This is a genomic window from Methylobacterium sp. GXF4, assembly GCF_000272495.1.
GTDB classification, from domain to species: Bacteria; Pseudomonadota; Alphaproteobacteria; order Rhizobiales; family Beijerinckiaceae; genus Methylobacterium; species Methylobacterium brachiatum.
Genome location: NZ_AKFK01000092.1, coordinates 1 through 10,805, shown reverse-complemented (window position 1 = coordinate 10,805; position 10,805 = coordinate 1). Strand labels below are relative to the sequence as shown.

Annotated in this window: 7 protein-coding genes and 1 pseudogene; 1 reads left to right on the top strand and 7 read right to left on the bottom strand. The window is 69.1% G+C overall.

Features of this window, described 5'->3' with window-relative positions; genetic code table 11:
- Window positions 1–222: 222 nt before the first annotated feature.
- The 7 genes and pseudogenes from WYO_RS26215 to WYO_RS30265 all read right to left on the bottom strand — a co-directional run bounded on the left by WYO_RS26215 (window position 223) and on the right by WYO_RS30265 (window position 9,030).
- Window positions 223–513, bottom strand: a complete 291-nt coding sequence (locus tag WYO_RS26215) for a DUF6634 family protein (RefSeq protein WP_128755097.1) — start codon at window positions 511–513, stop codon at window positions 223–225.
- A gap of 99 nt (window positions 514–612) precedes the next feature.
- Complete coding sequence (locus WYO_RS26210) at window positions 613–2,865, bottom strand: AAA family ATPase (protein ID WP_007568399.1); 2,253 nt, start codon at window positions 2,863–2,865, stop codon at window positions 613–615.
- Window positions 2,862–3,722: a metallophosphoesterase gene (locus WYO_RS26205; protein ID WP_007568397.1), complete on the bottom strand. Its 861-nt coding sequence runs from the start codon at window positions 3,720–3,722 to the stop codon at window positions 2,862–2,864. The genes WYO_RS26210 and WYO_RS26205 overlap by 4 nt, the downstream gene beginning before the upstream one ends.
- Window positions 3,723–3,877: 155 nt before the next feature.
- Window positions 3,878–4,876 (bottom strand): hypothetical protein, encoded by a 999-nt coding sequence (locus WYO_RS26200; RefSeq protein ID WP_007568395.1) that lies wholly within the window; start codon window positions 4,874–4,876, stop codon window positions 3,878–3,880.
- A 626-nt stretch (window positions 4,877–5,502) separates the two neighbouring features.
- Window positions 5,503–7,605, bottom strand: a complete 2,103-nt coding sequence (locus tag WYO_RS26195) for a rhamnan synthesis F family protein (RefSeq protein ID WP_165486582.1) — start codon at window positions 7,603–7,605, stop codon at window positions 5,503–5,505.
- Between the two features lie 484 nt (window positions 7,606–8,089).
- Window positions 8,090–8,257 (bottom strand): annotated as a pseudogene (locus WYO_RS32275) (integrase core domain-containing protein); the annotation flags it as partial.
- Window positions 8,258–8,424: 167 nt separating this feature from the next.
- Entirely contained in the window at window positions 8,425–9,030 is a 606-nt protein-coding gene (locus WYO_RS30265; RefSeq protein WP_348270302.1) for a response regulator transcription factor, read from the bottom strand.
- A gap of 829 nt (window positions 9,031–9,859) precedes the next feature.
- On the opposite strand from WYO_RS30265, the gene WYO_RS26190 reads away from it, so the two are divergent.
- Window positions 9,860–10,090, top strand: coding sequence for a hypothetical protein (locus WYO_RS26190; protein ID WP_007568389.1), 231 nt, complete (start codon window positions 9,860–9,862; stop codon window positions 10,088–10,090).
- Window positions 10,091–10,805: the final 715 nt, after the last annotated feature.

Here is a 10,805-nt window from a genome sequence, read left to right as displayed (position 1 = left end):
TTTTTTTTTTCAAGCAGAAGACGGCATACGAGATACATCGGTGACTGGAGTTCAGACGTGTGCTCTTCCGATCTGGGGAGCGGGCGGGCGTGGGGTCTGGCGGGCGAGGTCCATGGCAGTGTCCTGTCCGATGCCGGAGCCGTGCGGGCTCCGGGCTGGCGCGCGCGGCGGGCGCGGGTTGAGCGTGGGGCGGGCCGGGTCCGCCGGCCCGCGGCGCGGCGGTCACACGAGGGAGCGGCCGAGGCGGTAGAAGCGCGAGACCGTGCGCGCCCAGCCGGCCTCGGCATCCAGCGCGAGCAGCGGCGAGGTGACGACGCTACGCCGGCCCGGCAGGCGGGGGTGGCCCTCGGCCGTGCCGATCAGCACGCGCTCGACCGTGGGCACCAGGCAGTGGCGCCAGTCGACCAGGCGCGGCGCGCCCGCGAGGTCGCGGGCGGTGGGGGCCGCGCCGACCGTGACCGCGTCGAAGGCGGCCAGCGCCGCCTCCAGGGTCACGGCCTCGTCGACGGACATGTACAACTCAAGGCTGGGGAAGTCGGAAGCGCCGGGCATGGGGGTCGATCCTTGTCGTTCGCGGGGAAGGGTGGCGCGGGCGCGCCGCCCCGGGGATTGTCAGGCGGTCGGGGGGAGCCCGGTCCCGGCGGGGCCGAGCGGGACGGGATGCCGCGCCGCCTCGGCCGGATCGGGGGCCGGGCCGGGCGGCCGGGGACGTCGTCCGGCCGGGACGCGGACCCGCGGCGGGTGGGCGGCGGCGATGGCCGCGACCTCGGCGCCGGTCTGCACGGGCTCGGCGAGCAGGGCCTCGGCGAGGGCGCGGATCGCCGCCCGGTCCGCCCAGACCCGCCGGGCGGCCTCCGCCTCCAGCCGGCGCAGGTCCGCCTCGACCAGATCCGCGAGCGGGGGGTCCGCGCGCATCAGCGCCAGCGCCCCGGCCTGCTCGACCCGGGCGCTGAGCCGCCCGCCGAGCCCGAAGCTCGCGTGCACCGCCGCCAGGAGCGCGGTCGCCGCGGACAGGTCGGCGCTCGCCCCGGCATGGGCGCCGACGCCGAGCCGCACGTCGGCCGCCCGACCGGCGAGCAGGCCGAGCACCCGCCGCTCCAGGGCGGCGCGGTCGGGCGTCGGGTCGCGGAACCGGATCACGGTCACCCCCTCGTGCCGGGGGCCGACCCGGAGCGTCACCTCGACCACGTCTTGGCCGAGGCGGTGGGCGACGACCGCGTGCCCGGCCTCGTGCAGGGCGACCGCCCGGCGCTGCTCGATCGGACGCGGATCCGCGGGGGTGAGCTCGGCGAGGAGATCGCCGAGCGCGAGCGCGCGGCCCTCACCTTGCGCCCGCCGCCGCGCGGCCCGGACGCAGCCGGCGAGCACCGCCCCGGTCGCCCCCTCGGACAGGCGAATCGCGGGGGCGAGGTCGGCGTCCCGGAGGTCGTCGCCGAGATGGACGCGCAGGATGGCCAGGCGCGCGTCAGCATCGGGCGGACCGATCTCGAACTGGCGATCGAACCGCCCGGGCCGGAGAAGGGCCGCGTCCACCCGGGACAGGTCGTTGGTCGCCGCGAGCAAAACCACGCCCGCGCGACGCACCTCCTCTACCCTGAGTAGTACAAATGTGATGACCGGCAACCACCAGTCAGCACCACGATCGCTGAGCCGGCTACGATTCGGCAAGGCGTCGAGCTCGTCGAGAAACCCGACCGCGGTGCCGTTGGCCTTGGCCGCCACGCTCAGCGCGTCGAAGAAGGACGCGGCAGACTTCACCACCCCGTCGAGGTGTCCCGAGGAGCCGGTGAACCACTCCGCCACGCTGGTGGTCACGAACGGCACGCCCGCCTCCGCGGCGAGGGCGCAGGCGAACGTGGTCTTGCCCGTCCCGGGGATCCCGAAGAGCACGGCTCCCTCCAGCAGGCTCGCCCGCATCTCGCCCCGGCGCACCCGGGCGATGTCCGAGACCAGCGCCGTCGCCCAGCCGTGGGCCGGGCCGTAGCCCGCGAGCTCGGCGAGCGACGGGGCGGCGCCACCCTGCGCGGGCCCGAGCCGGGCCCGGCTCGCCCGCCTCAGGCGCGCGGCACACGCCCCCGGGCTCGACCCGGGGCGCAGGGCCCCGGCGACGTCGAGGAGGTCGAGACCGGCGAGATCCTCCGGGGCGATCGCCCGGCGCGGCCGGCGCCCGCACCAGATCGCGATCGCCCGGGTGACCAAGCGGGCGTCGAGGGGCGGCACGGTGAGGGCGTGGTCGGCGGCCGCCGCGAGGGTGGGGGCGAGCCAGGCCGCGTCGGGGGTGATCGCCACCACCGGCCGCCCCTCGGCGAGGAGGTCGACCGCCTCGCGGTCCGGATCGCGGGCCGCCGACGCCCGGGGCCGGCTCGCCTGGGTGAGGCGCCGGGCTTGGCCGCCGCTCGCCGCGGCGATCACGCCATCGACCGGCGCGACCCAGGCCGGCCCCGGGACAGCGACCGCCACGACGATCGGCTCGCCCGCGCGCAGGGCCCGGCGCAGGCCCGGCGTCAGGAGCGGGTCGAGGGCGAGCTCGGCGAGCAGGCGCAGGGACGACACCAGCCCGTCGGCCCGGCGGATCCCGCGCCAGCCCCGGCGCGTCGCGGTCTCGGCCGCGGGATCCGACCACAGGTCGAGCCCGGTCTCGAAATCCGCATCTCCGGCGTCGATGGCATCGCCGTCGACACGCGGGACGGGCGGGGGATCCGGCAGGAGATCGGACTGGAGATCGGGCAGGTCGTCGGGGCCGGCCGGGGCGGGCCCATCCTCGGCCGCTGCGCGTGCCCGGGCGATGTCCTCGCGGGGCACCCCATCGCCGCCGGTCCCACGAGTCGCCGGGTCGCTCCGGCCGCTACGGTCGCGGGGGCTCACGGGCGGTCCTCGCGGCGCGCCAGCGGGACGTCGATGACCCGGGCGGGATCGAACGTCGCCCGGCACTCATCGCGGTAGCCGTGCGGGTTGGCCACCAGCCGGGTGGCGCCGACCACCCGATCCACGGGCTGGTGGGTGTGGCCGAACACCCAGAGGTCCGGCGCGCCGGTAGCGATCACCCCAGTGAGGTCGCTGGCGAAGGCGGCCGAGAGCGGGTCGCGGGCGTAGCCCGGGGCGATCCCGACCGGGTGCGGGGCGTGGTGCGAGACCACGACGGTCGGGCCGGAGCAGGGGCGGGCGAGTGCGGCCGCGAGGAAGGCGCGCGAGGCCGCGTGCAGCCCGGCCGCCTCCTCGGGACGGAAGCCCCGCCGGGCGTCGCCCCACGCGATCGCCCGGTGGTCGTTGAGGCCGCGCCGGGCGACCGCCATCGCGACCGGGCGGTGCCGCTCGCCGAACAGGCGGTAATCGGTCCAGAGCGTCGAGCCGAGGAAGCGCACGCCGCCGATCACCGCGGCCTCGTCCTCCAGGAAGACGATACCGAAATCCGCGGCGGCGGCGCGGGCGCGGGTGAGCTCGATCGAATGGGTCGCGCCGTAGAACTCGTGATTGCCGGCCACCACGACGATCGGGGTGGGCCCCGGGACGACGCGGCGCAGGTGGGCGAAGCCCTCGACCGTGCCGGGGCAGGTGTCGCCGGCGACCACGAGGAGGTCGGCACCGGGGGCGAGGCGGAGCCTGCCGGTATCGGCGACATCGACGTGGAGGTCGGAGACGACCTGCACGCGCAGGCGGGCGGACGGCTCCGGCGGCCCGGCCGGAGGGGCATCGTCGACGGGTCTGGGATCGTGAGCGGACATGGGGGTGCTCCGGCTGACGCGCGCGGGCGCGGCGTCGCAATCGGACGAGGGGCGAGGAAGTGGGAGGGGGGGTGACGCGACCGGCAACGGGCGCGCGGGGCGCGGATCCGGTGCCCGGTGTCGGCGGCCCGGTCGGTCTGGGCCGCCGCGGTGGTTCAGGCCTCGGCCCAGAGGCTGCCGGGCCGGTTCGTGCCGGTGACGACGCGGCAGGCGTTGGTCAAGGAGGGCAGGGCGACGTCGCACTCGACCCGCAGCAACCCGCCGCGCCCGCTCGGGCGCAGCACGCCCGCCTCCGCCAGCGCTCGGCGCTTGCGCGACAGGCAGAGCTGGATGCCGGGATCGTCGGCGGGGGCAACCCGCGAGCCGGCGCGCAGCACCGTCCAAGCGCCGGCCGCCACCGCCTCGGCGCGCACCCCCGCCCAGGCCAGCACGTAGTGCCGGGCGTCGGCGCGGGCGAGAAGCCCCGCGGGCAGGTCGAGGCTGTAGCCCTGGAGCACCGGCTCGGGCATGGCGCGGATCGCCGGATCCGGGGGGAGCACCACCGCCGGGCGCGGCGCCTGAAGGGCGCCGGGAAGCGCGGCGACGGAGCGGGGGCGCAACCGCGCCCCGGGCGGCTCCAACAGGCTGCAGCCGGCGGCGACCAGCATCGGGCGCACAGCCCGGAGCCAGCGCGCGAGCTGCTCAGGGTCGGCATTCTGCAGCCACGAGCGCTGCGGCGGCTTGCCGACGACCCGGCAGCGGCCGGCCCTGTGGGCCTGCGCGGTCAGCCCGTGCTGGAGCGCCTGGATGGCGTCGCGGCCGAACGCGTCGTCGTGGCAGGCGATCAGCACGACCTCGTCCGCGGGTAGGCGCGGGTCGCGCCGATGCTCGGCCATCCGCACCTCGCCGTCGAGCGTCTCGCCGACGTAGAGCTCGGTAGGCTGGGCGGGGGCGACCGAGGCCATCAGCAGGTAGGCCAACGGCCGCCGCCGGAACGGCGTCTGGCGCAGGAGATGGCCAACCCGCTCCATCGGCGCGGCGCCGATGACGAGGGCGGTGTCGGGTGAGGTCACGAGGCGCACCTCAGGCGGGCAGCTCTCGGGGCTGCGGACGTTGAGGCGCGGGTGGTCGTGCGGCGCGGCGGAGCCGCCCGCGAGGTGGGGCATATCGGGCATGATTTTTTCGTTCCGGCTGGACGCATCGACCGGCGCCGGGCGTGAGCCCGGGCGGCGTGGTCGGCGGCGTGTGGGGGGACTCGCGGCGGCGCTAGGCGATGAGCCTGCGGCGGGCGTCGGCCGTGCGCGCGGGCACGGCCGGCGGCGAGAACCGGAACGGGGGGAGGGGGTGCGGGGCTTCCGCGCGGGCGCGGGCCTCGCTATAGGCGAGCGTAGCCATGGTCCTGTACCTTACCTATGGGATCATGGTCAGGCCGGCGAGGGTATTACCAGTACCCTTGTCGGCCGCCCCTCTCACGGGAGGGCAGACCATGCGAGTCGAGATAGACGTCGCACATTCTATTTAAGTCGGACGGCCGCTTCCGCAATCGCAGACTACAAGCGTAGTTAAGACTTAACCTTATCTTGATAGGTTGAGCGGGCGCCGCTGGAGATAGCCGCAGGGCGGAGCCTGTTTCGAGGCTATCGGGCGTCTTTCACCAGGACGCCCCCCCCGCCCGACACCGCCCCAACATGCCCATGTGGGGGGTGGTGCGAGCCCTACGACGAGTCCGGGCTCGGCGGGGGTGCAGAGGCGTCCGCTCAGTCAAGGATCGCGCTCTGCGTGTCCTTGTACGGCCCTAGCCTCAGAGGACACCCGGATCGAGTGTTTCGTCGGCCCGCCTCGGTTCTAGAAAGCCGATGAGCGGTTCCAGTGCCTCCGGCGCGTGGAGCCGCCGCATCGCGTAGGCCGTCCCAAGGCGATCGCCTTGGTGGACGAGATCGAACGCTTGCCACGGCATGCCGGCGGGAGCGGCCAACGGCTCGAAGCTCAGCTCGCCGACCGGCCACACGCGCTCCATTACGTCGCGCAAGGCTCGCCCGTCCCCGTCCGCCCCATCAGCGGGAGGTGGTGGGTCGCTCGGCCCAACGTCTGGCCGCTCGCCCGGCCGCAAGAGAATGACGACGTCCGCGCGGGCGCGGGCCAAGGCTTGGCGCGCCGCGCGCAGCGGTGGCAGGGGCGCAACGTTGGTGACGACGGTCGCGCCAGTCAAGCGCCCGATGACGTGGTGCGTGTCGTCGATCGAGGCGTTGTCGACGATCACCGCGTCGATCGGCGCGTGCCGTCCGAGCGTGAGGGCGCGCATCAGGCGCAGGAGCCGCGCCGGCCTTCCGTGGAGGACGGCGAGGACCGAGACCAGCGGGCTCGCCCTCGGTGACAGATCGACCGTGTCCCCGGCGGCCAGGAACTCGTGCATCGCAACGAGCGCCGATCGCTCATCGTCGTGCCTTGCCTTGGACGAGACGGATACGCCTCCAACGGCCTGCCCGGCGAGCCGCGCGAGCGTCAGGTCCGCAGGCGCTGTGTCGTAGCCGCGCGTTTCCATCTCCACGCGCCAATCTGCGGTCTCGACGCTAGGCACGAGCGCCCGCGCCGTCCCGACCTTCAGGTAAGGGAAGCCGGCCCGCAGGAGCTTGCGCCAGTTGTGCAGTGTCGCGTCGAGCCAGTCCGGAGTTGGGAACAGGACCTCGGCGCGAAACCCGCGTGCCGTCGCATAGCGCGCCAGCTGCGTCTCGTACTCGTTCACGACGTCGTTCTTGTGGGCGTACGAGACGACGCTGTCGAAGAACGCGCGGCCCGCCTCCGAAGTGAGGAAGCGCTGTTTCAGCGCCAGAAAGTAGCTCTGGATGTGCCAGCCCCGGTCGGCGTTGTCGGTCAGGCCGACGAGGTCGGCCTCGCTCGCGCGGATCCGGGCGACAACCCGTTCCAGCGCCTGCGGATGGGTTGGGCCGAAGACGCTGTCGTTGACGAGGTACAGGATTTTGGCTTTGTAGAGTTCCGGGTGCAGGCGCATCACGTGGGCCCAGGCGGCGAAATCGAAGCCCGCATTCGCGCGCCGGAAGGCGTGATCGGCCTGGTCGAGAGCCTCGCCGGTCACCGCCACGTCGGCCTTATCACAGACCACGATCAGTGCGCAGACGATGCCGCAGCGCCGCAGGATTGCAATGTGATGAGCTACATGCAGCTTGATCACGCCGTCTCTCGCATGCGTAACGAACAGGGCGACCTCGTCGGGGAACGCGCCGCCTTTCAGGCGTTCGATCCACGCCGCCGTAACCGGCTCCGATTCAAGGACCACGTGTGGGTTCGGACGGCGGCGGTCGATCAGGCCTTCTGTGATGAAGTGTTCCAGGGGATCGAGGCCGCGCCGGGCGACGTCGGGGTTGCGGGCGAGGTACCAATTCGGATCGAAGCTCGTGCGCCACGCCTCCCGATCCTCTTCTGCAGCGTTGGCCGCGCGGCCCTCCAGAAGCCCGATCCGCCGGAAATGCTCCAGGGGATTAAGCTGGTACGGGCCGAGATCCAAGTTCCTCGCCCGATACCAAGTCGGATCGAACCGTGTATCCCACACGTCCCGCGGCTCGCGATCGGCGTTGGGATAGCGGCCCTCGGCCCGGCCGTAGATGAGGTAGTGTCGTACCGGCTCGGCCCCGGTGGCGGCCACGTCCGGATAGCGCGCCCGGTACCAGGCGGCGTCAACGACCTCTCCGATCGTGTCTAACTCAGTCTCTGGGTTGGGAAAGCGGCCTTCTGAACGACCATGTAAAACGAAATGTTCAGACGGATCCGCACCGGCCACCGCGACATCCGGGTAGCGCTCCCTGTACCATTCGGCATCGACTGAAAGGTCGTGCATTACACGATCGCGAACCTCGCCGTCACAGTGCTGTTCTTCGTTCGCCGCCATCACTGACGCCGCCGTATCAATTTGTGGTATCATCACCTACGACAGCCTCCAGGAATGTGCTTGCCGATGGCAGGAGTGAGGGTAGGAAGGTGGGTTGCGCAATTTAGCTGCGAAACGTCCACAACTATTTGGTTGTAGAACGTCGTTGGGATGCGGCGCGTTGAGCAAACAAATCCTATGCGTGGGAGTTCTGAGCTGTGCGCCGCCATGCTGCCAGGAGTGCCCACTGATGCTCAATCCATCCTCAAGCTGCATCGCTACCGCCAGTGCCGCGATCACACCAAGGCTGTTGATGCGTTGAGCTACCTTCAGCGCGAGGAGGCTCGGCTGACCCTTTGACAAGCTCAAGGCGTGGTCGTCGATCAGCGTCGTGGGCACGTAGCACTGGGCGCCCCATGGCTGACCGACGATATGGCAGTCGTGGTGCTCCGAAAAACGTGTTTCTCCCGGATACTGCCCATCGCTTGCCGCAGTCGCTCGGGGATTACAAGTTTCCCGAGGCCACGTCTGTTGTTGCCCCTTGCAGACCGGGCAGGGCCTCCTTGATTAATCGGACGATGAACTCGCGCGGCGAACGGTAGCCGAGCGCACGATGAGGATGAAGGTTGTTGTAGTGCGCCAGCCAGACAGGAAGCTGGCGCAGCACGCTCTGTTCGGTCCCCGCCCTCTGCTCTCGGTTCGGCCCGATGTCGTTCCACCCAAAAAGGCCGAAGCGACGGGCCTTCCCTGGCACATATAGCGCGCTGGAGGAGCGAGTCTTACGTCGCATCAGCGGCAAGGCGTTCCTCGAAGGCCTGATGAGGTGATTGAAGATCTGCGCTACCATGCCAATTCTTCCCTACCAGCCCTCCTGAAGTGCTCGTGATGGTTCTTACCAACTTCTATGGGCACCAAACCAATCTGCCGGGCGAGCAAGACCAAATCGCTCAGACGTCCAGTCCTTGTCTTGTATCGCAGGTTGATGCGATGGGTTTCAACTGTTCGAACGCTTAGGTCTAGATGTCTAGCGACATCCTTATTGCTGAACCCTGAGATGAGCAGACGAAGCACTTCTTCTTCTCGCGGTGTTAGGTCGAAGCCGCTTTTTTGTCTCTGCGGCGCGAGGCAACTCGACCCTTCTGCGATCCCGAGTAGGGCGGCTCCGATCTCCCGGGGTGACTGAGAACGTCCCACAAAGGCATCGGCGCCAGCAACGAGGAGCGCTGCGAAATCACAAGCCGTGAGTGCGTCGAAAGCAACGAGGATGCCAAGCTTAGGGTGTCGTTCCCTCAACTCGGAGATGCGGGCGATGCAATTGGCGAGCTTGATGTCGTCAAGAAAGACCAAAGCGACAGCATTCTCAGCATCGACTTGATCAAGGTTCAGCTCGTCGATGGTGTGGAACTGCGGCATGTGCTCCAGGGTGGCACGGATGTTTGTGTTCATGCCCGGCGATTTATCCAGGATTAGGAGCCCAACAGCCCTACCCATAACTCGGCACCTCTCATGTCTCAGTTCGACGCATACGGACCTATTTTAGAAAAAGTTTCGCGAGAATTGAGCTTATGGGTGGCCTGGAAGCTTCTAGGTACCAGCTTCGGCGATGCCTTATAGACTAATCGAGAGTTGGATAGAATTTAATACTGCACTATAAATCAATCTATTCAACTCATAGAACCGTCTATAATCCAAGTAATCATGGTCAGTTTTAACGAGATCCTATTTATTTCTACCGCCTCATCCTCGCGTGTTGGCCTTAAGGTCCATGCTGGCATTTGTCGGCTGGACCGAGCTGTCCCGGCAGCGCTGCTTGCTTGAAGTGATTCAGGTTGAACGCGACGCTCGGCGAGACGAAGCCTAGCAGCTAGATGCAAAAAGCGCACAGGCCGTTGACCTGTTACAGCACCGCTACTTCCCAGCAGCGCGCCCGAGGCGTTCGCGACACCGCAAAGCGTGCAGCGGGTAAGCACGTGACGATAGGCGCGCTCCGGGCCAGTTCCCTGCGGGGCGTCCCTGAAGCCTCGGCCGGGCAGTCGCGTGAGGGTTGGTGCAGCGGGGGGGGGGGCTGACCACCGCGGTGCATCAACATTTTCACGCCCTGTGTGGCGGCGCACAAGAACGGACGAACGCTCGGCACCGTGTAACCGTTGTCATTTCACTGCCGGCCAAACACAGCCGCCGCGATCAAGACCGCCAGACCGACGATCTTCCTCACGCGACCCGACTGACCGGATGGCTTCCCCGTGAAGTCAAACGCACACGCATGGAGATCGTCATGAAGCTGCACCTGCTCGCCGCTGCCACCCTGGTTGCCGTCGCAACGCCTGCCTTTGCACAGGGCATCGACAGCAAGCACAGCCCCTATTCGGCCTCAGCGTACTCGGGCTACGCCGGCAACGCGTCTGAGGTCCTGCCGGAAATCTCCGTGACGTACTACCGAGCGGCTCCCGCCTATCGGTACTCGGGTCAGCACGCCGGTGGCCCGGCCGACGCCCTAGCTCGCTAAAGGTCTGAATGGGCTCGGTTTGGGCCAAGGTCGGCCCAGATCACATCCCACCGCGATAGCTGGAGCGCTGCACGACCCTAGTCGCCCCGCCCTTAGCAATCGCGCTGAGACATGGTGTGGAAGCCCACCTAGGGCGATGAGCGTCGCTTCTTATGCGCAGGGCACAACCTGCAGGCGGTTGCTCGCTACGCTGCAGGTGCCTTAGGTCGATGGTGCCGGGCCGCGATGACGTTGCGGTTCTGTGCCCTTCCCCCAAGGGCGTTTCCTCACAAGACTTAGGGCTGCTCCTCCGGGAGTGGCCTTTTTTGTTAACGGGAGCCGGAAGGTAGCCTTGCAGTCACATCCCGCCGTCTGGGGCGTCCTCCGAGATTGAGACTGGCTTAGCGATGACGTCGGAAGTGTCCTGGGGTCCGTCCGCGAAGCCTACAGGGTGGTCTACTGGGGGAAACAGATCCGCCAATCCGGTGGCGACACCGTGCAGTACCGGATCATGTGAGGAGCCGAGGGAAGGCATGTACGGATCAATGGTTCGCATGCTGAACGTGGGTCTGAACCTGATGGGAATGTAAGCGGCCCTCGAACCGCCCTTGATCTGGGTTAATAGCGCTTAACGTGGATGGTTTAGACAATTTTCACGCTTGGGTTGAGGGTTGCAACCGATGGCGGATTTCGCGGTTGTGATTGCTCAGCCTGGCTTAGAGCGCCTAACAGAACG